This window comes from Saccharothrix sp. DSM 118769, assembly GCF_052936295.1.
In genome coordinates, this window is record NZ_CP193627.1 from 462,181 (window position 1) to 483,757 (window position 21,577).

General features: G+C 74.5%; 21 protein-coding genes. 17 read left to right on the plus strand and 4 right to left on the minus strand.

Annotation, left to right across the window (positions count from 1 at the left end):
* The first annotated feature begins 89 nt into the window (after positions 1-89).
* Genes ACRAKJ_RS02240 through ACRAKJ_RS02255 form a run of 4 tightly spaced genes read left to right on the plus strand, consistent with a single transcriptional unit; the run spans position 90 to position 4,463 of the window.
* Positions 90-1,367 (plus strand): extracellular solute-binding protein, encoded by a 1,278-nt coding sequence (locus ACRAKJ_RS02240; protein WP_438923624.1) that lies wholly within the window; start codon positions 90-92, stop codon positions 1,365-1,367.
* Positions 1,364-2,272, plus strand: coding sequence for an ABC transporter permease subunit (locus tag ACRAKJ_RS02245; protein WP_438923625.1), 909 nt, complete (start codon positions 1,364-1,366; stop codon positions 2,270-2,272). Before ACRAKJ_RS02240 ends, ACRAKJ_RS02245 begins: the two co-directional genes overlap by 4 nt.
* A complete protein-coding gene (locus ACRAKJ_RS02250; RefSeq protein WP_438923626.1) occupies positions 2,269-3,111 on the plus strand; it encodes an ABC transporter permease subunit in 843 nt (280 codons plus the stop codon). The genes ACRAKJ_RS02245 and ACRAKJ_RS02250 overlap by 4 nt, the downstream gene beginning before the upstream one ends.
* The gene (locus ACRAKJ_RS02255) at positions 3,108-4,463 is read left to right on the plus strand and encodes a family 20 glycosylhydrolase (RefSeq protein WP_438923627.1); all 1,356 of its coding nucleotides are present in this window, start codon (positions 3,108-3,110) and stop codon (positions 4,461-4,463) included. Before ACRAKJ_RS02250 ends, ACRAKJ_RS02255 begins: the two co-directional genes overlap by 4 nt.
* Here ACRAKJ_RS02255 and ACRAKJ_RS02260 read toward each other — a convergent pair.
* The gene (locus ACRAKJ_RS02260; RefSeq protein ID WP_438923628.1) at positions 4,460-4,708 is read right to left on the minus strand and encodes a PspC domain-containing protein; all 249 of its coding nucleotides are present in this window, start codon (positions 4,706-4,708) and stop codon (positions 4,460-4,462) included. The genes ACRAKJ_RS02255 and ACRAKJ_RS02260 overlap by 4 nt on opposite strands.
* Before the next feature lie 154 nt (positions 4,709-4,862).
* Between ACRAKJ_RS02260 and ACRAKJ_RS02265 the strand changes: the two genes are divergently transcribed.
* The 10 genes from ACRAKJ_RS02265 (at position 4,863) to ACRAKJ_RS02310 (ending at position 14,708) form a co-directional block, all read left to right on the plus strand.
* A complete protein-coding gene (locus ACRAKJ_RS02265) occupies positions 4,863-5,798 on the plus strand; it encodes an AAA family ATPase (protein WP_438923648.1) in 936 nt (311 codons plus the stop codon).
* Positions 5,795-6,895: a vWA domain-containing protein gene (locus ACRAKJ_RS02270; protein ID WP_447008861.1), complete on the plus strand. Its 1,101-nt coding sequence runs from the start codon at positions 5,795-5,797 to the stop codon at positions 6,893-6,895. Before ACRAKJ_RS02265 ends, ACRAKJ_RS02270 begins: the two co-directional genes overlap by 4 nt.
* On the plus strand, positions 6,888-8,009 hold the full coding sequence (locus ACRAKJ_RS02275; protein WP_438923630.1) for an XdhC family protein: 1,122 nt from the start codon (positions 6,888-6,890) through the stop codon (positions 8,007-8,009). Before ACRAKJ_RS02270 ends, ACRAKJ_RS02275 begins: the two co-directional genes overlap by 8 nt.
* Positions 8,010-8,068: 59 nt before the next feature.
* Positions 8,069-8,536, plus strand: coding sequence for a 2Fe-2S iron-sulfur cluster-binding protein (locus ACRAKJ_RS02280; RefSeq protein WP_438923631.1), 468 nt, complete (start codon positions 8,069-8,071; stop codon positions 8,534-8,536).
* A gap of 77 nt (positions 8,537-8,613) precedes the next feature.
* Entirely contained in the window at positions 8,614-11,022 is a 2,409-nt protein-coding gene (locus ACRAKJ_RS02285; protein WP_438923649.1) for a molybdopterin cofactor-binding domain-containing protein, read from the plus strand.
* Complete coding sequence (locus tag ACRAKJ_RS02290; RefSeq protein ID WP_438923632.1) at positions 11,019-11,873, plus strand: FAD binding domain-containing protein; 855 nt, start codon at positions 11,019-11,021, stop codon at positions 11,871-11,873. Before ACRAKJ_RS02285 ends, ACRAKJ_RS02290 begins: the two co-directional genes overlap by 4 nt.
* Entirely contained in the window at positions 11,870-12,496 is a 627-nt protein-coding gene (locus tag ACRAKJ_RS02295) for an SRPBCC domain-containing protein (protein WP_438923633.1), read from the plus strand. The genes ACRAKJ_RS02290 and ACRAKJ_RS02295 overlap by 4 nt, the downstream gene beginning before the upstream one ends.
* Before the next feature lie 50 nt (positions 12,497-12,546).
* Positions 12,547-13,590 (plus strand): CapA family protein, encoded by a 1,044-nt coding sequence (locus ACRAKJ_RS02300; RefSeq protein ID WP_438923634.1) that lies wholly within the window; start codon positions 12,547-12,549, stop codon positions 13,588-13,590.
* Positions 13,591-13,675: 85 nt separating this feature from the next.
* Complete coding sequence (locus ACRAKJ_RS02305) at positions 13,676-14,332, plus strand: DUF433 domain-containing protein (RefSeq protein ID WP_438923635.1); 657 nt, start codon at positions 13,676-13,678, stop codon at positions 14,330-14,332.
* Entirely contained in the window at positions 14,319-14,708 is a 390-nt protein-coding gene (locus tag ACRAKJ_RS02310; RefSeq protein ID WP_438923636.1) for a PIN-like domain-containing protein, read from the plus strand. Before ACRAKJ_RS02305 ends, ACRAKJ_RS02310 begins: the two co-directional genes overlap by 14 nt.
* Before the next feature lie 65 nt (positions 14,709-14,773).
* On the opposite strand, the gene ACRAKJ_RS02315 is transcribed toward ACRAKJ_RS02310, so the two are convergent.
* Positions 14,774-15,727, minus strand: coding sequence for an o-succinylbenzoate synthase (locus tag ACRAKJ_RS02315; protein WP_438923637.1), 954 nt, complete (start codon positions 15,725-15,727; stop codon positions 14,774-14,776).
* A gap of 37 nt (positions 15,728-15,764) precedes the next feature.
* Positions 15,765-17,417 (minus strand): DNA repair helicase XPB, encoded by a 1,653-nt coding sequence (locus tag ACRAKJ_RS02320; protein WP_438923638.1) that lies wholly within the window; start codon positions 17,415-17,417, stop codon positions 15,765-15,767.
* Positions 17,418-17,555: 138 nt separating this feature from the next.
* Between ACRAKJ_RS02320 and ACRAKJ_RS02325 the strand changes: the two genes are divergently transcribed.
* The 3 genes from ACRAKJ_RS02325 to ACRAKJ_RS02335 all read left to right on the plus strand — a co-directional run bounded on the left by ACRAKJ_RS02325 (position 17,556) and on the right by ACRAKJ_RS02335 (position 20,395).
* On the plus strand, positions 17,556-18,854 hold the full coding sequence (locus tag ACRAKJ_RS02325) for an LppU/SCO3897 family protein (RefSeq protein WP_438923639.1): 1,299 nt from the start codon (positions 17,556-17,558) through the stop codon (positions 18,852-18,854).
* A 77-nt stretch (positions 18,855-18,931) separates the two neighbouring features.
* Complete coding sequence (locus ACRAKJ_RS02330; RefSeq protein WP_438923640.1) at positions 18,932-19,393, plus strand: LppU/SCO3897 family protein; 462 nt, start codon at positions 18,932-18,934, stop codon at positions 19,391-19,393.
* 150 nt (positions 19,394-19,543) lie between these two features.
* Positions 19,544-20,395: an LppU/SCO3897 family protein gene (locus ACRAKJ_RS02335; protein WP_438923641.1), complete on the plus strand. Its 852-nt coding sequence runs from the start codon at positions 19,544-19,546 to the stop codon at positions 20,393-20,395.
* A gap of 94 nt (positions 20,396-20,489) precedes the next feature.
* Here ACRAKJ_RS02335 and ACRAKJ_RS02340 read toward each other — a convergent pair whose 3' ends face one another.
* Complete coding sequence (locus tag ACRAKJ_RS02340; RefSeq protein WP_438923642.1) at positions 20,490-21,467, minus strand: ABC transporter substrate-binding protein; 978 nt, start codon at positions 21,465-21,467, stop codon at positions 20,490-20,492.
* Positions 21,468-21,577: the final 110 nt, after the last annotated feature.

Here is a 21,577-nt window from a genome sequence, read left to right on the forward strand (position 1 = left end):
CTTGCCGATCAGGACATTAGCATCCGCGTTGCTCCCCTTGAAATAGTCGTTGCGCAGGACGCAACGCAGCTCGGGAAGAGGTGGCGAGGATGCGGTTCGTAGTGGCGGCAGTCGCGGTGGGCGCCGCCGTGCTGGCCGGGTGCGCCCCGGTCCAGTCCGGCCCGGCGCCCGCCGGCGCGGACGAGCGGACCGGGCAGCTGAGGGTCTGGCTGTTCGACGAGGTCAACCGGGGACCGAAGGAGGCGGTCGTCGCGGAGGCCGTCGCCGAGTTCCAGCGGGCCCACGAGGGCGTCACCGTGGACGTGCAGTACATCCAGGTCCAGACCCGCGCCGAGCGGTTCAAGGCCGCGTTCAGCGACCCGGCGAGCGCGCCCGACGTCGCCGAGTTCGGCAACACCGACCTCGCGGGCTACGTGGCGGGCGGCGGGTTCGCCGAGCTGGACCTCTCGACGTGGGACGAGGCCGGCGACCTGCTGCCCGCCGTCCTGGACACGGGCAAGGTCGACGGCAAGGTCTACGGCGTCCCCTGGTACGTCGGCGTGCGCGCCCTCTACTACCGCACCGACGTCTTCCAGGAGCTGGGCCTCCAGCCGCCGGCGACGCTCGACGCGATCGCCACGACCGCCCGCGCGATCCGCGCCGCCAAGCCCGACCTGCTCGGCATCTCCGCCGGCGGCAAGTACACCTACGGCGCCATGCCGTTCGTGTGGGCCAACGGCGGCGACATCGCGAAGAAGGACGGCGCCGGGTACGTCTCCACCATCGACAGCGCCGAGTCGAAGGCCGGCCTGCGGCAGTACACCGAGCTGATCGCCGACGACATCTGCCCGCCCGCCCAGTGCGCCGCCAACGGCGGCGACGCCAGCGTCGAGGCGTTCCGCGCCGGCAAGGCCGCCATGGTCATCGGCGGCGACTTCAACCGCCGGTCCGTCGACGCCTCCACCGCCGCCGGCAAGTACGCCGTCGTCCCGGTGCCCGGCAGGACCGCGGGCACCATCGCGCCGGCGTTCGCGGGCGGCAACCTGCTCGGCGTCCTCAAGGGCTCGCAGCGCCGGACCCTCGCCCAGGAGTTCACCAGGCTCCTCGGCGGCAAGACCTACCAGCGCAAGATGTTCGACGCCATGGGCAACCTGCCCACGTTCGGCGACGTGCAGGCCGAGGTCGCGAAGGCCAACCCGGTGCTGGAGCCGTTCATCGAGACGCTGGAGTCCGGCACCAGGTTCGTGCCCGTCACCCCCGACTGGGCCAAGGTCGACGCGCAGGCCGTGCTGCCGAACCTGCTCCAGGAGGTCGCCGCCGGCGGCGAGGACGTCGACACCGCGGCGAAGGCGGCGGCCGACGAGATGAACGCCGCGTTCGGCTCGTGACGGCGCCGGCGAAGACCCCCGGGGTCGGGAAGGGGGACGGGCGGGTCGCGTTCGCCTACCTCGCCCCCGCGCTGCTGGTGCTCGTCGGCCTCATGGGCTACCCGGTGTACCAGCTCGTGCTGATCTCCCTGTTCGACTACGGCCAGGAGCAGGTCAGCGGCGGCGCGCCGCTGACCTTCCTGGGCCTGGGCAACTACGCGACCCTGCTCGGGGACGCGCGGTTCTGGTCCGTGCTCGGGCAGACCGTCGGCTTCGCGGCGGTGTGCGTGCTCGGGACCCTGCTGGTCGGCGCCGCCCTCGCGGTGCTGGCCACCAGGGTCCGCACGTGGGCGCGCACCACGCTGTTCCTGGCCGCGCTCGGCGCCTGGTCCACGCCCGCCGTCGCCGGGTCCACGATCTGGCTGTTCCTGTTCGACGCGAACTTCGGCTTCGTCAACGAGGTGCTGGGCACCACCGGGTTCTCCTGGACCTACGACAAGTGGACCGCGTTCGGGCTCGTCGCCGCGCAGGTCGTCTGGTGCTCGTTCCCGTTCGTCATGGTCACCCTCTACGCGGGGATCAAGGCCATCCCCGGCGAGGTGCTGGAGGCCGCCGCGCTCGACGGCGCGTCCACCCTGCGGACCGCGACGGACGTGATCCTGCCGCTGCTCAGGCCGCTGCTCGTCGTCGTCACCATCCAGTCGGTCATCTGGGACTTCAAGGTGTTCACGCAGGTCTACGTCATGACCAACGGCGGCGGCATCGCCGGGCGCAACCTCGTGCTCAACGTCTACGCCTACCAGCAGGCGTTCGCCGCCTCCGAGTACGGGCTGGGCGCGGCGATCGGCGTGGTGACGACGCTGATCCTGCTGCTCGTCACGGTCGGGTACCTGCGGGCGCTGCGGCGCGGGGGTGAGGCGCTGTGAACCGCCGGATCTCGCGCGGGATCGCCGAGACCGCCACCGTCGTCGTGGCGGGCGTGGTGGCGTTCCCGCTGTACTGGATGCTGCTGACCGCGCTGAAGCCCGAGGCCGAGGTCGTCTCGACCGACCCGCGGCCGTGGACGCTCCTGCCGACGCTGGACAGCTTCGTGCGGGCGCTCACCGTGCAGAGCTTCGGCCGCTACCTGCTCAACAGCCTCGTCGTGGCGGGCGCGGTGGTGGTGCTGAGCCTGTTCGTCTCGTTCCTGGCGGCCACCGCGCTGACCCGGTTCCGGTTCCGCGGCCGCACCACGATGCTGGTGATGCTGCTGGTCGTGCAGATGGTGCCGGTGGAGGCGCTGACCATCCCGCTGTTCTTCGTCATGCGGTCCGTGCGGGACGTCGCGCCCGCGTTCGGCCTCAACCACCTCGGGTCGCTGGTGCTGGTGCACCTGGCGTTCAGCCTGCCGTTCGCGATCTGGATGCTGCGCGGGTTCGTCGCCGCCGTGCCCGTCGAGCTGGAGGAGGCCGCGACCCTCGACGGCGCGTCCCGCTTCCGGTTCCTGTGGCAGGTGCTGTTCCCGCTCGTCGCGCCCGGCCTGGTGGCGACCAGCGTGCTGTCGTTCATCCACGCCTGGAACGACTTCCTGTTCGCCAAGACGTTCATCATCTCGGCGGCCGAGAACCAGACCCTGCCGCTGGCGCTGCAGGTGTTCGTCAAACCGGACCAGAACGACTGGGGCGCGATCATGGCAGGATCGACGCTGATGACGATCCCGGTGCTGGTCTTCTTCGTCCTCGTCCAACGGCGGCTCGTCGCCGGACTCGCGGGAGCGGTCAAGTGATCCTGTTGCCCAGGCCCGTCCTGTTCGACGCCGGTGACGGCGAGGTCGACTTCGACGGGGCGTTCCAGGTCGAGCGCGTCGACGGGCCCGCCGAGGGCTACCGGCTGTCCGTCTCGCCCGACGGGGTGCGCGTGCTGGCGTCCGACGACGCGGGCGAGTTCTACGCCCGGCAGACGCTGCGGCAGCTCAGCGGGCCCGCCGCGTTCCGGGCCGTGCCGCCCGGCGTGGTGCGGCTGCCGGTGTGCTCCGTGGTCGACCACCCGCGGTTCGCGTGGCGCGGGGTGCTGATCGACGTGGCGCGGCACTTCCTGCCCAAGCACGACCTGCTGCGCTACGTGGACCTGCTCGCCGCGCACAAGCTGAACGTGCTGCACCTGCACCTCACCGACGACCAGGGCTGGCGGTTCGAGTCCCGCCGCCACCCCCGGCTGCACGAGGTCGGCGGCTGGCGGCCCGACTCGCGGTCCGGCGACCGGCGCTCCGGCGGGATGACCGGCCGGCCCCACGGCGGCTACTACACCCAGGACGACCTGCGCGAACTCGTCGCCTACGCGGCGGCCCGGCACGTCACCGTGGTGCCCGAGATCGACGTGCCCGGCCACAGCCAGGCCGCGATCGCCGCCTACCCCGAGCTGGGCACCGCCGGCGGCGGCGTGTGGACGGACTGGGGGGTCAACCCGAACGTCCTCAAGGCCGACGAGGCCGCGGTGGACTTCTACCGGGACGTGTTCGACGAGCTGCTGGACGTGTTCCCCAGCGAGGTCGTGGGCCTCGGCGGCGACGAGGCCGAGGGCGGCGACGGGCGGTTCGTGCGGCGGGTCGCGCAGCACCTCGCGGCGCGCGGGCGGCGGCCGTTCGGCTGGGACGAGGTGCTCGACGCGGGCCCCCTGCCCGCGTCGACCGTCGTCGCGTCGTGGCGGGGCGAGGAACCGGGCCTGCGCGCCCTCGACCGCGGGCACGACGTCGTCCTGTGCCCCGAGGAGCACCTCTACCTCGACTACCGGCAGTCCGACCACCCCGACGAGCCCGTCCCGGTCGGCACGGTGACGACCCTGGAGGACGTCCACCGGTACGAGCCCGCCGCGGCCGACCGGGTGCTGGGCGTGCAGGCGAACCTGTGGACCGAGCACCTCGACTCGCCGCGGCGCCTCGACTACGCGGCCTTCCCCCGGCTCGCCGCGTTCGCCGAGGTCGCGTGGAGCCCCGCCGGTCCCCGCGACCACGCCGAGTTCCGGGCCAGGCTCGCCGGGCACCACCTGCCGAGGCTCGACGCCCTCGGCGTCGAGTACCGCCCCCTCGACGGCCCCCGGCCGTGGCAGACCCTCCCGGGCGTGCCCGGGTTCCCCCGCTAGACCGTCTCTTCGGGCACCAGCACCCAGGCGGCGAGGTAGAGGACCGCGCCCGCGCCGAACCCGAAGAGGGTCGCGGCGACCAGCAGGATGCGCAGCAGCGCCGCGTCGACGCCGAGGAGCTTCGCGAGGCCGCCGCACACGCCCGCGACCATGCGGTCGCCCCGGCTGCGGCGGAGCTTCTTGACCTTGTCGGTGGCCTGGTTCAGGGTGTCCGTCGCCTGGTTCAGCACGTCGTTCGTCGTCATGGCCCAAGCCTGCCCGGCCGGGCGTCCCGGCACATCGGGGACGCTCCCCGGTTCCGCCTCGGGGTTGAACCACGACCTGGCCCCGGGGTCCCCGGCCCCCGCTCGTCCGGGCGCCGGGGCGCCTCCGCCGCCTACCCTCGGAGGTGTGACGCCAGTGGAACCCGCCCCGCCGCCGGAGCCCGTGCAGTCGGGGCCCCCGCCGCCGGAGCCCGCGACGCCGGGCGAGCTGGCCGCCGCGCTCGACCGCGCCGGCTACCTGCCGGACGAGGGGATCGCCACCGCCGCCTTCCTGGCCCTGCGGATGCGCCGCCCCCTGTTCTGCGAGGGCGAGCCGGGCACCGGCAAGACGTTCCTGGCGGTGGCGCTGGCCGACGCGCTCGGCCTGCCGCTGATCCGGCTCCAGTGCCACGAGGGCATCGACGCCGCCCAGGCCCTCTACGACTGGGACTTCCCGCGCCAGCTCCTGCACCTGCGGACCCTCGAAGCCGCCGGGCCGGTCGACGCCGAGGCCGCCGGGGCCTCCCTGCACACCCGCCGCTTCCTGCTCGCCCGGCCGCTGCTGCGCGCCCTCGAACAGGCGCCGTGCGTGCTGCTCGTCGACGAGGTGGACCGCGCCGACGACGAGTTCGAGGCGCTCCTGCTGGAGGTGCTCGGCGAGAACGCCGTGACCATCCCCGAACTGGGCCGCGTCGCCGCCGCCACCCCGCCGCTGGTCGTGCTCACCTCCAACCGCACCCGCGACGTGCACGACGCCCTCAAGCGCCGCTGCCTCTACCACTGGCTGGAGCACCCCGACCTGGCCCGCGAGGTCGCCATCCTGCGCCGCGCCCTGCCCGGCGCGACGGAGCGCCTCGCCACCCGGGTCGCCACCGCCGTGCGCGCCCTGCGCGACCTCGACCTGCTCAAGCCGCCCGGCGTCGCCGAATCCCTCGACTGGGCCCGCGCCCTGCTCGCCCTGGGCCGCACCGACCTCGACACCGACACCGCCGCCGCGACCCTCGGCGCCGTCCTGAAGTACCGGGAGGACACCCGGCGCGTCCTGGCCGCCGGCGTCCTCGACCTGGTGACCGGGGACGCGGTCGCGGGATGACCGGGGCCGACGCGCAGAGCGGGACCGACGCGCCGACCGGGTTCGCGGGGTTCGCGCACGCGCTGCGGCACGCCGGGGTGCCGTGCGGGCCGGACCGGGTGCGGGCGTTCGTCGCCGCGCTCGACCACCTCGACGTCACGCGCGGCGCGGACGTGTACTGGGCCGGGCGGCTCGCGCTGTGCTCCGGGCCGGACGACCTGCCGCGCTACGACGCCGCGTTCGCCGCCTGGTTCGGCGACGCCCTCCCCCGCCCGCGTCCCCGGCCGCCGGCGCGCCGGACCTCGCACCTCGCCGCGCTCGGGACCGGCGCCGACCGCGCCGGGGGCGCGCCCCCGCTGCGGGTCGCGGCGAGCGACGCGGAAACCCTGCGGCACAAGGACATCGCCGCGATGAGCCCCGCCGAGCGCGAGCACCTCGCGCTGCTCGTGGCGGCGCTGCGGCCCGTGCCGCCCCGGCGGCGCTCGTCCCGGGCGCGGCCCGCGCGGCGCGGCGAGCTCGACCCCGCCCGGGTGCTGCGCCGGCTCGTCGCGACCGGGGAGGTGGTGCCCGCGCACCGGCGCCGCGCCACCCGCCCGCGCCGGGTCGTGCTGCTGGTCGACGTGTCCGGGTCCATGAAGCCCTACGCCGGCGCGCTGCTGCGGTTCGCGCACGTCGTCGCCCGCGCCGTGCCCGCCGAGGTGTGCACGCTCGGCACCCGGCTCACCCGCGTCACCCGGCAGCTGCGGCACCGCGACCCCGAGGCGGCGCTGACCGCGGCGGCCCGCGCCGTGCCCGACTCCGGGGGCGGCACGCGGCTCGGCGAGGCCCTGAAGGCGTTCCTCGACCGGTGGGGGCAGCGGGGCGCGGCGCGCGGCGCGGTCGTCGTGATCTGCTCCGACGGCTGGGAGCGCGGCGACCCCGCCCTGCTCGCCGAGCAGGTGGCGCGGCTCGCCCGGCTGGCCCACCGGGTGCTGTGGGTCAACCCGCACGCCGGCCACGACGGCTACCTGCCCGTGCAGTCCGGCATCGCCGCCGCCCTGCCGCACCTGGACCGGCTCCTCGCCGGTCACAGCCTCGACACCCTGCACGCCCTGCTGGAGGAGGTCCGACGTGCGTGATGTGCTCGCCGAACTGGCCCGTCGCGTCGACGCCGGGGAGACCGTCGGCGTCGGGACGGTCGTCGCCGCGTTCAGCTCCGCCCCCCGGCCGCCGGGCGCGGCGATGCTCGTCGGCGCCGGCGGCGAGGTCGTCGGCAGCGTGTCCGGCGGCTGCGTCGAGGGCGCGGTCTACGAGCTGGCGCGGGAGGTCGTGGCCGGTGGCGCGCCCGTGCTCCAGCGGTACGGGGTGAGCGACGACGACGCGTTCGCCGTGGGCCTGACCTGCGGCGGGATCATCGACGTGTACGTGGAGCCGGTGTCCGCGGCGACGTTCCCGGAGCTGCCCGAGGTGCTGGCGACCGTGCGCGCCGGGGAACCGGTGGCCGTCGCCACGGTCGTCGAGCACCCCGAGTGGGTCGGGCGCAGGCTCGTCGTGTGGCCCGACCGCGTGTCCGGCGACGTCCCGTCCGACCGGGCCCGCGACGCCGTCGCCGACGACGCGCGCGGCCTGCTCGCCGCCGGCCGCAGCGGCACCCTGCGCTACGGGCCGGACGGGCAGCGGCGCGGCGAGGGCATGGCGGTGTTCGTGAACTCCTTCGAACCACCGCCCAGGATGCTGGTGTTCGGCGCCATCGACTTCGCCGCCGCCGTGGCGCGGCTCGGCGCGTTCCTCGGCTACCGCGTCACGGTGTGCGACGCGCGCCCGGTGTTCGCGACGGCCGGCCGGTTCCCCGAAGCCGACGAGGTCGTCGTGGACTGGCCGCACCGCTACCTCGCCGGGCAGGCCGACGCGGGCGCGCTCGACGGCCGCACGGTCGTCGCCGTGCTCACCCACGACCCGAAGTTCGACGTGCCGCTGCTGGAGGTCGCCCTGCGGCTCGACCTCGGCTACGTCGGCGCGATGGGGTCCCGCCGCACGCACGACGACCGGCTGCGGCGGCTGCGCGAGGCGGGCGTCACCGAGGACGAGCTGGCCCGGCTGTCCTCGCCCATCGGCCTGGACCTGGGCGCGCGGACCCCCGAGGAGACCGCCGTGTCGATCGCCGCCGAGATCATCGCGCTGCGCTGGGGCGGGGGAGGGGAGCGCCTGGCGCGGACCGCCGGCGCCATCCACCGGGAACCGGGGGTTGTTTGACCCGACAACCAAGAGCAGGCTCGGACGTGACCCCCACCACAACCGGACCTGGAGGGTTCATGCGGATCACCGTCACCGTCGACGGCGTGGCCTACACCGACGAGGTCGAACCGAGAACGTTGCTGGTCCACCACCTGCGCGAACGGCTCGGCCGGACCGGCACCGTCGTCGGCTGCGACACGGGCAACTGCGGGGCCTGCACCGTCCACCTCGACGGGCGCAGCGTGAAGTCCTGCTCCGTCCTCGCCGTGCAGGCCGACGGCCACGAGGTCACCACCGTCGAGGGCCTGGCCCGGGACGGGCAACTGCACCCCGTGCAGCGCGCGTTCCACGAGAACCACGCCCTCCAGTGCGGGTTCTGCACCCCCGGCATGATCATGCAGGCCATCGACCTGCTCGCGGACAACCCCGACCCCGACGAGGACGAGGTGCGGCACGGCCTGGAGGGCAACCTCTGCCGCTGCACCGGCTACCAGAACATCGTGCGCGCCGTGCGCGCCGCCGCCCGCGCCGGCGGTGCCGCGTGACGGCCCCCGCCGACGCCCCCGCCGGGTCCCCGGATGCCGGACCCCCGGACGCCGGCCCCTCGGGCGCCGGACCCGAGATCGGCAGGGCCCGCCTGCGCAAGGAGGACGCCCGGCTCATCACCGGCGCCACCCGGTGGACCGACAACCTCCAGCTCCCCGGCATGCTGCACCTGGCCGTGCTGCGCAGCCCCGTCGCGCACGCCCGCATCACGTCGGTCGACGTCGGCGGGGCCACCCGGATGCCCGGCGTGCTCGCCGTCCTCACCGGCCGCGACCTCGCCGACGAGCAGGGCAGCCTGCCGTGCGCCTGGCCGATCACCGAGGACATGAAGGCCCCGCCCGCGCCGGCCCTCGCGGTGGACGAGGTGAACTTCGCGGGCGAGGCCGTCGCGCTGGTCGTGGCGCGCTCCGCGGCCGAGGCGCACGACGCGCTGGCCGCCGTCGACGTCGACTACGACGAGCTGCCCGTGGTCCTCGACATCACCCGCGCCGTCGAGGACGGCGCCGACCTCGTGCACCCCGACCTGGGCACCAACACCAGCGCCACCTGGGTGTTCGACTCCGCCGAGGCGGGCACCGGCGGCGACGTCGACCGGGCGGTCGCCGACGCCGAGGTGGTCGTGCGCCGCACGTTCCGCCAGCAGCGGCTCATCCCCGCGTTCATGGAACCCCGCTCGGTCGTGGTCGACCCCTCGCCCGACGGCGTCACCCTGTGGTCGTCCACGCAGGTCCCGCACGTCCTGCGGTGGATGCTGTCGGCCGTGCTCGGCATCCCGGAGCACACGATCCGGGTCATCGCGCCGGACGTCGGCGGTGGGTTCGGCGGCAAGCTCCAGGTCACGCCCGAGGAGGTGCTGACCCTGCTCGTCGCCCGCCGGCTCGGCAAGCCGGTGAAGTGGACCGAGACCCGCACCGAGTCGATGCTCTCCGGCCACCACGGCCGCGACCAGGTGCAGCGGCTCACCCTCACCGCCCGCCGCGACGGCACCGTCACCGGGCTCGACGTGGACCTGCTCGCCGACATGGGCGCCTACCTGCGGCTGATCAGCTCGGGCGTGCCGATCCTCGGCGCGTTCATGTTCAACGCCATCTACAAGTTCCCCGCCTACCGGTTCACCTGCGCGAACGTGTTCACGAACAAGGTGCCCACGGACGCCTACCGCGGCGCGGGCCGGCCCGAGGCGACGTTCGCGATCGAGCGGCTGATGGACGAGCTGGCCGCCGAGCTCGGCCGCGACCCGCTGGAGCTGCGGCGGCAGAACTGGATCGGGCGCGAGGAGTTCCCGTTCACCACCGTCGCGGGGCTCACCTACGACACCGGGGACTACGAGGCCGCCACCGACCGCGCCGTCGAGCTGTTCGACTACGACGGGCTGCGCGCCGAGCAGGCCGGCCGCCGCGCCGCCGGCGACCCCGTGCAGCTGGGCATCGGCATCTCCACCTACACCGAGATGTGCGGGCTCGCCCCGTCCCGCGTGCTGGGCGCCCTGCGGTACGCGGCGGGCGGCTGGGAGCACGCGGCCGTGCGCGTGCTGCCCACCGGCAAGGTCGAGCTGGTCACCGGCACCTCCCCGCACGGCCAGGGGCACGTCACGGCGTGGAGCCAGATCGTCGCCGACCGGCTCGGCGTGCCGTTCGAGGACGTCGAGGTGCTGCACGGCGACACCCGCGTCGCGCACCGCGGCATGGACAGCTACGGGTCCCGCTCGGTGGCCGTCGGCGGCGCGGCGGTCGCGCTGGCCGCGGACAAGGTGCTCGCCAAGGCCCGCGCGATCGCCGCGCACCTGATGGAGGTCGGCGAGGACGACGTCGAGTTCGCCGCCGGCGCGTTCGCCGTGCGCGGCACGTCCACCACGATGGCGTTCGGGGACGTGGTGGTCGCCGCGCACGTCGCCCACGACCTGCCCGACGGCGTGGAACCCGGGCTCGACGCCGAGGCCACGTTCGACCCGGAGAACTTCTCCTACCCGCACGGCACGCACCTGTGCGCGGTCGAGGTCGACACGGAGACCGGCGCGGTGGCGATCCGCTCGTACGTGTGCGTCGACGACGTCGGCACGGTGGTGAACCCGCTGATCGTGGAGGGCCAGGTGCACGGCGGCCTGGCGCAGGGCATCGCGCAGGCCCTGTTCGAGGAGGCCGTGCACGACGAGCACGGCACCCTCACCACGGCCACCCTCGCCGACTACCTGCTGCCGTCCGCGGTGGACCTGCCGCACTTCACCACCGACCGCACCGAGACGCCCGCCGCGACCAACCCGCTGGGCGTGAAGGGCGTCGGCGAGGCGGGCACCATCGCGTCCACCCCGGCCGTGGTCAACGCGGTCGTGGACGCCGTGCGGCACCTGGGCGTCACCGACGTGGGGATGCCGTGCACCCCGATGCGGGTGTGGAAGGCGATCCGGGGCGCGTCCACCGACCCGCCCACCACGCCCGGCCCCGGCGGCGGCCTGGGCTCGATCACCACGACGGGGGGCGGCGCGTGATCCCGGCCGCGTTCGACTACGTCGCGCCCACCACGGTCGAGGAGGCCGTGCGGGCCCTCGCCGAGGGCGGCGAGGACGCCAAGGTGATGGCGGGCGGGCAGAGCCTGGTCCCGGTGCTGCGGATGCGGCTCGCCGCGCCGACCCTCGTGGTCGACCTGTCCCGGCTGACCGGGCTGTCCGGCGTCCGCGACGAGGGCGACTCGCTGCTCGTCGGGGCCATGACCACCCAGCACGACCTGCACCGGGACCCGCTGGTGCGCGCGCACGCCGGGCTGCTGCGGCTCGTCGTCGGCACCGTCGCCGACCCGCAGGTGCGCCACCGCGGCACGGTCGGCGGCTCGCTCGCCCACGCCGACCCGGCGGGCGACCTGCCCGCGCCCGTCCTCGCGCTGGACGCGGTGCTGGTGTGCGTCGGTCCGGGCGGGACCCGCGAGGTGCCCGCGGCGCGGTTCTTCGTCGACCGCTTCACCACCGACCTCGCCCCCGACGAGCTGCTCACCCACGTGCGCGTCCCGAAGCTGACCGGCTGGGGCGCGCGCTACGAGAAGTTCACCCGGGTCGCCCAGGCGTGGTCGATCGCCGGGGTCGCCGCCGCGGTGCGGGTCGAGGACGGCGGCATCACCGGGGCCCGCGTCGGCCTGACCAACATGGGCCCCACCCCGGTGCGGGCGCACGGCGTGGAGGAGGCGCTGGTCGGGCGGCCCGCGACGGCCGAGGTGATCGCCGCGGCGGCGGCCCGCGCCGGCGAGGGCACCTCCCCGGCGACGGACGCCGACGCCGACGCCGAGTACCGCGCGCACCTCGCCCGCGTGCTCACCGGGCGGGCCGTCACCGCGGCGGTGGGCGCGTGAGGCTGGAGCACCGGTTCACCGCCCCCGCGCCCGTGCCGGCCGTGTGGGCGGTGCTGCTCGACCCGGAGGCGGTCGCGCCGTGCATGCCGGGCGCGACCCTCACCGGCGTCGACGGGCCCTCGTTCACCGGCACCGTCAAGGTCAAGCTGGGCCCGGTGAGCCTGCTCTACCGGGGGACCGGCGAGTTCACGTCCGTCGACGAGGCGGCGCGCACCGCCGTGCTGACCGCCGCCGGCAAGGACAGCCGGGGCAACGGCACCGCGTCCGCCACGGTGTCCGTGGCGCTCACCGCCGCCGGCGACGGCACCGACGTGTCCGTGGTCACCGAGGTGCGCGTCACCGGCCGTCCCGCGCAGTTCGGGCGCGGTCTGATCGGCGAGGTCGCGGGCAAGGTCGTCGCCGAGTTCGCCGAACGCCTGGCGGCGCGGCTCGCGCCGGCGGAAGCTGAGGGCGTGACCGCTCCAGAGGCAACCGCCCGGCCGAGGCTGCACGCCGTCCCGGACGAGCCGCTCGACCTGCTCGACACCGGGGGCGCGCCCGCCCTCCGGCGGGTGCTGCCGGTGGCCGCCGGCCTGGCGGTGCTGGTGCTGCTGGTCCGCGCCGTGCGCCGGCGGCGCAGCTGAACGCGCGCGGCGGGCGGCTGGCCCTCGGGCTGGCCGCCTGCGCCGCCGCGGTGGCCTGCACCGGCTCGCCCGTCGTGCTCACGCCGTCCCGCGCGCCGGCGACGACCACCACGTCCACCGCGCCCGAGCCGCCGTCGTTCACGCTCGCCGCGGGCGGTGACGTCCTCATCCACCCGGCGCTCACCGAGCAGGCCGACCAGGACGGGGCGCGCGACTTCACGCCCCTGCTGGAGGGCCTGCGGCAGGCCGTCGACGCCGACGTGTCGATCTGCCACCTGGAGACGCCGCTGTCCGCGCCGGGCGCGCCCACGTTCGGCTACCCGGCGTTCAGCGCGCCGCCCGAGGTGGCGACCGCGCTGCGGCGCATCGGCTACGACAGCTGCTCCACCGCGTCCAACCACACCCTCGACCGCGGCCCGTCCGCGATCGCCACCACGCTGGACGCGCTGGACGCCGCCGGCCTGCGGCACACCGGCTCGTTCCGCTCGCCCGAGGAGTCCGCCACGCCGCTGCTGCTCGACGCGAAGGGCGTGAAGGTCGGGCACGTCGCGTTCACCTACGGCTTCAACGGCATCCCGCTCGACCAGCCGTGGCGGGCGAACCAGCTCTCCGTCGAGGGCGTCCTGACCGCCGCGCGGGCCGCGCGCGCCGCCGGCGCCGAGGTCGTCGTGGCCTCCCTGCACTGGGGCGACGAGTACCGGCACGAGGCGACGCCGCAGCAGCGCGAGATGGCCGCCGCGCTGCTCGGCGACCCGGCCGTGGACCTGATCATCGGCACCCACGTGCACGCCGTGCAGCCGATCGAGCGGGTCAACGGCAAGTGGGTCGTCTACGGCATGGGCAACGAGGTGGCCCGCCACTCCGAGCCGAGGGGCATCACCGAAGAGGGCATCATCACCCGCTTCCGGTTCGTGAAGGGCGACGCCGGCTGGTCGGTGGCGGACGCCTCCTACGTGCCGACCCTGGTCGAGTTCGGCCCCCCGATCCGCGTGGTCGACCTGACCCGGGTCCCCGCCACGCCGAGGCGCACGGAAGCCCTGACCCGCACCGACGGCGTCGTCCGCAGCCTGGGCGCGGACATCGCGCACCCCTGAGGACCACCGGTCCACCCGTTCGCCCGACCGGTGGGACCGGTGTCGCCGTACGATCCGGTCACTCGCTCCGGAGGAGGTGGTGTGGATGGTCGACCGGTTCCGCGACGCGTTGCTGACCCCGGGGGAGACCGCCCGGCACCTGCTCATCCCGAAGCGCACCATGTCCCGCTGGCTGGCCGAGCAGGCGGGCGGAGCGCCGCTCGTGCACCGCGTCGCGGCGGAAGGGCGCGGAGCCCCCTCGGTGCCGTTCGTGGCGGTGGTCGAGGCGTACGTCCTGCGCTCGCTCCGCGACCTCGGCCTCACCAAGCGGAAGATCAGGGACGCCGCGGCGGCGGTGCGCACCGAGTTCGGCACTCCCTACGGCCTCGCGACGCAGCAGATCGTCACCGACGGCCTCGACATCTTCCTGCACTACGCCGATGGCGACCTGGCCCGCGTCGGTGACCGGCAGCGGCCCATCAGGGAGGTGCTCGACGGCTACCTGCGCTACATCGCGTGGGACGCCGAGGACGGGTTCGCCTCGTCGCTGCGGTTGCGCCAGTACCCGGACATCGCGCCGGTGGTGATCGACCCCTTGTTCGGCTGGGGGGCACCGGTGGTCCAGGAGAACCGCGTCCCGGTGGACGCCGTCGTGCGGATGTGGCTGGCCGGCGACTCCCTCAAGGACGTCGCGCACGAGTACGACCTGGCTCCCGACCAGGTCGAGGCCATCTGCCGCGCGGCACAGCATGTCGCCGCTTGAGTACTTCCTCGACCGGGGACTGGGACGCGGTGTGGCCGACGGCCTGCGCGCTCGGGGGTGGCTCGTGCACCGCATCACCGACCACTACCCCGACGACGCCCAGTGCGTCCCGGACGAGGAGTGGCTCGCGTACGGGCTGGAGCGCGGCTGGGTCCCGTTGTGCAAGGACGGGCGGATCAAGGGGCGGCACCACGAGCGCGAGCCGATCGCGGTGCACTCGGCGGTCCTGTTCTACCTGAACAACCAGCAGCTCCGCCGCGAGGAGATGATCAGCCGCTTCGTGAACGCGCGTCCGGCGATGGAGCGCGCCGTGCGGCGGGGTGGTCCGGCCGTCTACGCCGTGGCGGAGTCGACCATTCGGCGGACCTGGCCCTGAGCGGGGGCAGCCCGAGCAGGGGCAGCCCGAGCGCGGACAGCCGAGCAGGGGGCAGCCCGAGCGGGTCAGCCGAGCAGGCGGCGCACCCGGTCCAGCCGGTCCAGCCAGCGCCCCTCCGTCGCCGGGTCCGCGGCGACCCCGCCCAGGAGGTCGGGGGTCGGGGCCGTCGACGGCACGGGCAGCCGGCCGTCCACCGGGCGCAGGGACCCGCTCGTCACGTCCCCGTCCAGCAGGGACAGGGTGCCCAGGCCGCACGCGAAGTCCAGTTCCGGCAGGGCGCCCGCCAGCGCCAGGCCGGCCGCCATGCCCACCGACGTCTCCAGCGCCGACGACACCACGCACGGCAGGCCGCACGCCTCCGCCACCTCCAGCGCCCGCCGCACCCCGCCCAGCGGCGCGACCTTGATCACCGCCACGTCCGCCGCGCCGGCCACCGCGACCCTCACCGGGTCCTCGGCGTGCCGGATCGACTCGTCCGCCGCGATCCGCACGTCCACCCGCCGCCGCACCGCGGCCAGCTCCTCGACGGTCCGGCACGGCTGCTCGACGTACTCCAGGCCGCCCGCCGCGCGGTCCAGCTCGCGGATCGCGGCCACCGCCGCGCCCACGTCCCACGCCGCGTTCGCGTCGACCCGCACCGCGCCGCCCGGCCCCAGCGCGTCGCGCACCGCCGCGACCCGCTCCAGGTCGGCGGACAGCGGCGTGCCGGGGTCGGCGACCTTCACCTTCGCCGTCGAGCAGCCGGACGCGGCGACGATCGCGTGGGCCCGCTCCGGCGACACGACCGGCACCGTGCAGTTCACCGGCACCGACGTGCGCACGGGCGCGGGCCAGCCCCGTTCCGCCGCCTCCACCGCGCACCGCAGCCACGGCACCGACTCGGCGTCCCCGTAGTCCTCGAACGGGCAGAACTCGCCCCACCCGGCCGGCCCCTCCCAGATGACGCCGTGGCGGGCGGTGATGCCGCGGAACCGGGTGCGCATGGGGATCGAGTAGACCTGCGCCGAGTTGACCTGCACCGGCGAATCCTAGAGCGGGTCGGGTGGTCGGGCGGGGTCAGCCGATCCTGGGGCCGAGCAGGTCGTCGGCGTCCACGATCCGGTAGGCGTAGCCCTGCTCGGCCAGGAACCGCTGCCGGTGCGCCGCGTAGTCGGTGTCGAGCGTGTCGCGGGACACCACCGAGTAGAAGTGCGCCTGCCGGCCGTCGCCCTTGGGCCGCAGCAGCCGGCCCAGCCGCTGCGCCTCCTCCTGCCGCGACCCGAACGTGCCCGACACCTGCACCGCGACCGACGCCTCGGGCAGGTCGATGGAGAAGTTCGCCACCTTCGACACCACCAGCGTGCGCAGCTCGCCCCGCCGGAACCGGTCGAACAGCTCCTCGCGCTCCTTGTTCTTCGTCGAACCCTGGATGACCGGCGCGTCCAGCGCCTCGCCCAGCGCCTCCAACTGGTCCAGGTAGGCGCCGATGACCAACGTCGGCTCGTCGGGGTGCCGGTCCAGGATCGCCCTCACCACCGGCAGCTTCGTGCGGGCCGTGGCGCACAGCTTGTAGCGCTCCTCCGGCTCGGCCGTCGCGTACTCCAACCGCTCGTTGTCGGTCAGCGTCACCCGCACCTCGGTGCACTCGGCGGGCGCGATCCAGCCCTGCGCCTCGATGTCGCGCCACGGCACGTCGTACCGCTTCGGCCCGATCAGCGAGAACACGTCGCCCTCCTGGCCGTCCTCGCGCACCAGCGTCGCGGTCAGGCCGAGCCGGCGGCGGGACTGGAGGTCGGCCGTCATCCGGAACACCGGCGCGGGCAGCAGGTGCACCTCGTCGTAGACGATCAGGCCCCAGTCGCGGGAGTCGAACAGCTCCAGGTGCTTGTACTCGCCCTTCGACTTGCGGGTGATCACCTGGTAGGTCGCGATGGTGACCGGCCGGATCTCCTTGCGCTCGCCCGAGTACTCGCCGATCTCGTCCTCGGTGAGCGACGTGCGCGCCACCAGCTCGCGCTTCCACTGCCTGCCCGCCACCGTGTTGGTGACCAGGATCAGCGTGGTGGCCCCCGCCTCGGCCATCGCCGCCGCGCCGACCAGCGTCTTGCCCGCGCCGCACGGCAGCACGACCACGCCCGAGCCGCCCGCCCGGAACGCCTGCGCGGCCAGCCGCTGGTAGTCGCGCAGCTGCCAGCCGTCCTCGCGCAGCTCGATGGGGTGCGCCTCGCCGTCGACGTACCCGGCGAGGTCCTCGGCGGGCCAGCCGATCTTGAGCAGCAGCTGCTTGAGCCGGCCGCGTTCGCTCGGGTGCACCACGACGGTGTCGTCGTCGACGCGGTCGCCGAGCATCGGCTTGACCTTCTTGTGCCGCAGCACCTCCTCCAGGACGGCGCGGTCCAGGGAGATGAGGGTGAGGCCGTGCGTCGGGTGGTTGGCCAGCTGGAGGCGGCCGAAGCGGCCCATGGTGTCGACCACGTCCACCAGCAGCGGCTGCGGCACCGGGTAGCGCGAGTAGCGGACCAGGGCGTCCACGACCTGCTCGGCGTCGTGGCCGGCGGCGCGGGCGTTCCACAGCGCCAGCGGCGTGACGCGGTAGGTGTGCACGTGCTCGGGCGCGCGCTCCAGCTCGGCGAACGGCGCGATGGCGGTGCGGGCGTCGTCCGACAGCGGGTGGTCCACTTCCAGCAGCAGGGTCTTGTCCGACTGGACGATCAAAGGGCCGTCGGTCACGAGTGCGCACTCCCGTCGATTGGGTACCTCCAGTGTGCCCACCGGGGGCAAGTCGGTCCCCCGACCGCGTGTGCGCCTGGTCACGGCCCTGGCGATACCTTCTGGGTCGTCACGCGCACCCGTCCAGCGAGGATGATCATGAGCAACGAGCCGGCACAGCCCGCCGACGACGCGTCCGAGCCCACCGCGGGCGGTGCTCCCCCGGCCAGGCCCACCTCGCCCCGCGTGCCGCCCGCCGACGCGGAGCGCGTCGCCGCCGCCGAAGCCGCCGCCGCGAACGCGGACGGGCCCGAGCTGACCGCCCCGGCGTCCACCGGCCTGGGGTCGGGCGCGGGCGTCGCCGGCCAGGGCCCCGCCCCCGAGCAGGGCGCGGGCGCGCGTGAGCAGCCGGTGACCGGCAACGAACCCGCCACGCCCGCGGGCCCGACCGCCGTGACGGGCGCGCGGCCGGCCCCCTCCGCCGACCCGGTCGCCACGGGTGCCGGCGAACCGGCCTCCCAGGCCCCCGCCGCCGACGAGCCGTCCACGGGCGGGAACGTCGCCGCGCCGGGCGCGGCGGCCGGCGGTTCGGCCGCCACCGAGCCGCCGGGCACCGCCGGTGCCGCCGGGACCGGAGCCGCGGGGACCGGAGTTGCCGGGACCGGTGCTGCCGGGACTGGTGCTGCCGGGACGGGTGCCGGCGCTGTGCCGCCCGCCCGACCGGTCGGCGAGGTCCCGCCCGGCCCCGGCGCGTCGATCCCCGGCACCGCGCCCGCCGACACGATCTCCGACTCGCTCCCGGACGCGGCCACGACCGGCTCGACCGGCGCGACCGGCCCCGGCGCGACCGCGACCGGCTCGGCGACCACCGGTTCGGCTGTGGCGGCGACTGGGGCGACCGCGGCCGGTGCGGGTGCGGGTGCCGGTGCGGTCGAGGAACACGATCCCCGCGACAAGAAGAAGACCCTCCGCACGGTGTTGATCATCGTGGTGATCCTCGCCCTGGTCGCCGTCGTCGTGTACGGCGTGAGCCTGCTCACCAACACCGCCTCGAACGCCGAGGCCGGCGACTGCGTCAGCGTCACCTCGCAGGACGGGGACCGCGCCGACGTCGAGTCGCTCGACTGCTCGGCCGACCGGGCGTCCTTCAAGGTCGGCAAGGTCGTGGAGTCGACCGACGCCACCTGCCCGGAGGAGGGCCTCTACACCGAGATCGTCCCGACCCAGAACGTCGGCGACGGCTTTAAGCTGTGCCTGCTGCCGAACATGGCCGAGGGCGCCTGCTACAAGCCGGACGAGGGCACCGGCTTCGTGAAGACCGAGTGCACCGGCCCCGAGACCATCAAGGTGACCAAGGTCGTCCAGGGCTCGACCGACCTGGAGGCGTGCCCCGACTCCGCGGGCATGTCCTACCCGGAGCCGGCCGTCACGTACTGCCTGGCACCCGCCGAGGAGTGAGCGAATGCCCGCTGGGGGGTAACCCGATCGGGTGAACCAGCTCAACCGGTCGGACGGCCGTGCCGATGCCCTGGGCCATGCGGAAGACGATCCGGTGGGGCATCGGCGCGGTCGGCCTGGTCGTGGTGGGCGCGTTCGCCACCACGGCCCTCGGGGCCGATCCCGAGGGACCGCCGGTGGGCGCGTGCGCGCGGATCGAGGGCACGGCGAAGGCGGCGAAGTACCAGGCGGTGGACTGCTCCTCCGACCGGGCCACGGTCAAGGTCGCCAAGGTCGTCGAGGAGGGCGGGAAGTGCCCCGCCGGCGGCGGGATCTACTCGACCTACACCGGCTCGTCGACGCTGTGCCTGATCCCCAACTTCGTCGAGGGCGGCTGCTACCAGCGGGACCAGCAGACGGGCCTGCGCAAGGTCGACTGCTCGACCACCGGCTCGGTCCGCGTCGTCAAGGCGTCGAAGGGCCCGGTGGACTGCGGCGACGACCGCACCCTGCGCTACCCGGAGCCCGCCGTCACGTTCTGCCTCACCCACCCCGCCTGACGCCCGCGCCCGTGCGCTGAAACGCCCGCGCCCGTGCGCCGAAACACCCGCGCCTGTGTGCTGAAACGCCCGCGCCCGTGCGCGGAAACGGCTGCGCCCGCCGCTGGACCGGGGGTACGTTCCGCTCGCCCGATTCGAGAGGAACGCCAGGTGACCACGCCCCCCAACCCGCCCCCCGGTCAGCCGCAGGGCTACCCGCCACCCCAGCAGCCGGACTGGGGACAGCCGTCGTCGCCGCAGGGGTTCCCGGCCCAGCAGCCGTACCCGCAGCAGCCGCACCCCCAGCAGCCCGGCTTCCAGCAGCAGCCCGGCTACCCGCAGCAGGAGCAGCCCGGCGGCTACCCCCAGCACCCCGGCGGCTACCCGCAGCAGCCGTACCCGCAGCAGCCCGGCTTCCAGCAGCAGCCCGGTTACCCGCAGCAACCCGGCTACCCGCAGCCGTTCGCCGGCCAGCCGTACCCCGGTCAGCAGCTCCCGCCGCCGCCCGGCAACAAGGTGTCCCGGGGCGCGAAGAAGCTGGTCGGCGTGGTCGTGGTGGCCATCGTGGGCGTGGTCGTCGCGGGCGTCATCGCGAACCTGACCGGCCCGTCCGGCGCGGACCCCGGCGAGTGCATCAAGATCATCTCGGCGAGCGTCTCGGACGCCGAGGTGGAGAAGGTCGACTGCGGCTCGTCGGAGGCCGCCTTCAAGGTGGCGTCGAACCTGAGCAGCAGCGCCGACTCGTGCCCGGACGGCGACTACGCCGAGTACTCCGACCGCGGCGGCCGGCGCAGCAACGGCTTCAAGCTGTGCCTGGTGCTCAACGCGGCCGAGGGCGACTGCTTCAAGCAGGAGGGCTCGGTCGTCGCCGCCAAGACGACCAAGGTGACCTGCGGCGCGGGCGCCACCTACAAGGTCGGCAAGGTCGTCCAGGGCCGGGCCGACGAGAACGAGTGCGCGGGCGGGGAGACGCCGGTGGTCTACTCGCAGCCGGCCGCCACGATCTGCCTCGTGGAGCCGTAAAAAAGGCCGAAAGCAGCCGTAAAAAAGCCGCGAAGAACCGAAAGCAGAGGGGGCCTTCTCACCGGAGAAGGCCCCCTCTGCCGTGCGCGGTCCGTCAGTTCGTGGTGCCCGGCGGCAGCAGCGCGCCGACGTCGAGCCGTTCCTTGAGCACCTCTTCGGTGTCCATCATGTCGGCGACCCGCTGGAGCCGGACCGGGTTCAGCGACAGCGGGAACACGCCCACCGACACCAGCGCCGCGGTCTGCTGGTCCACGTCGACGTAGCCGGTCAGCGCGTCCTGCACGGACAGCTTGTTGTTCGACGCGGTTTCCTGCGCGGTGCGCAGCACCTGCCGGAACAGGGCGAGCGTGCGCGGGTTGCCGTCGGCGAACTTCTTGCTCGACGCGTACCCCGACATGGGGAAGTCCTTGGTGGGGCCGATCGCGGTGTCGGTGACGACGCGGGCGCCGGCGTCGCGCTGGGCCTTGGTGATGAACGGCTCGGTCATCCAGGCCGCGTCGACCTGCTTGGCCTTCATCGCCTCGACCATCTGGTCGAACGGCATCTCGCGCAGCGCGATCCGCTGCTTCTCCACGCCGGCCGTCTTGAGCACGGCCTTCGTGGTGAGTGCGCCGACGTCCTCGGTCGAGTTCACCGCGATGCGCGGCGCGGCCAGCGCGCCGGGTGCGTCGTAGTCCCCGTTGAGCGTGACCAGCGCCATCGTGCCGGTGCCCGCCTGGTACGCCTCGCCCTGGAGCTGGATCTGCGCGCCGTCGACGTAGCTGCGGAACAGGTTGACGTGGCTCGCCCAGGTCAGGTCGAGGGTCGTGTCGAGCTGCTGGATGCCCTCGTCCTCGCTGCTCAGCGTCACGAGCTGGACCTGGAGCCCGGACTTCTCGAACAGCTTGTTGTCGAGGGCGAGCTTCAGCGGCGCCACGTCGACGACCGGCAGCACGCCGATGCGCAGCGTGTTGCGCTCCACCTCGGGCTGGTCGACGCTGTCGGTGCCCGGGAGCAGACCGCACGCCGTCAGGGTCGCGGCGCACGCGATCAACGCTGCCGCACGTCGCAGAACACGCGCTGGGGTAGGCATGGCACCTCTCGCCGGGACGACCTCGAGAGCGGGGTCTTATTGATCAAGGAATTGTCGACGAAGGATGTCGATGTGGGGGATGGTAACCACCCAGAGGTATGAAACGACAG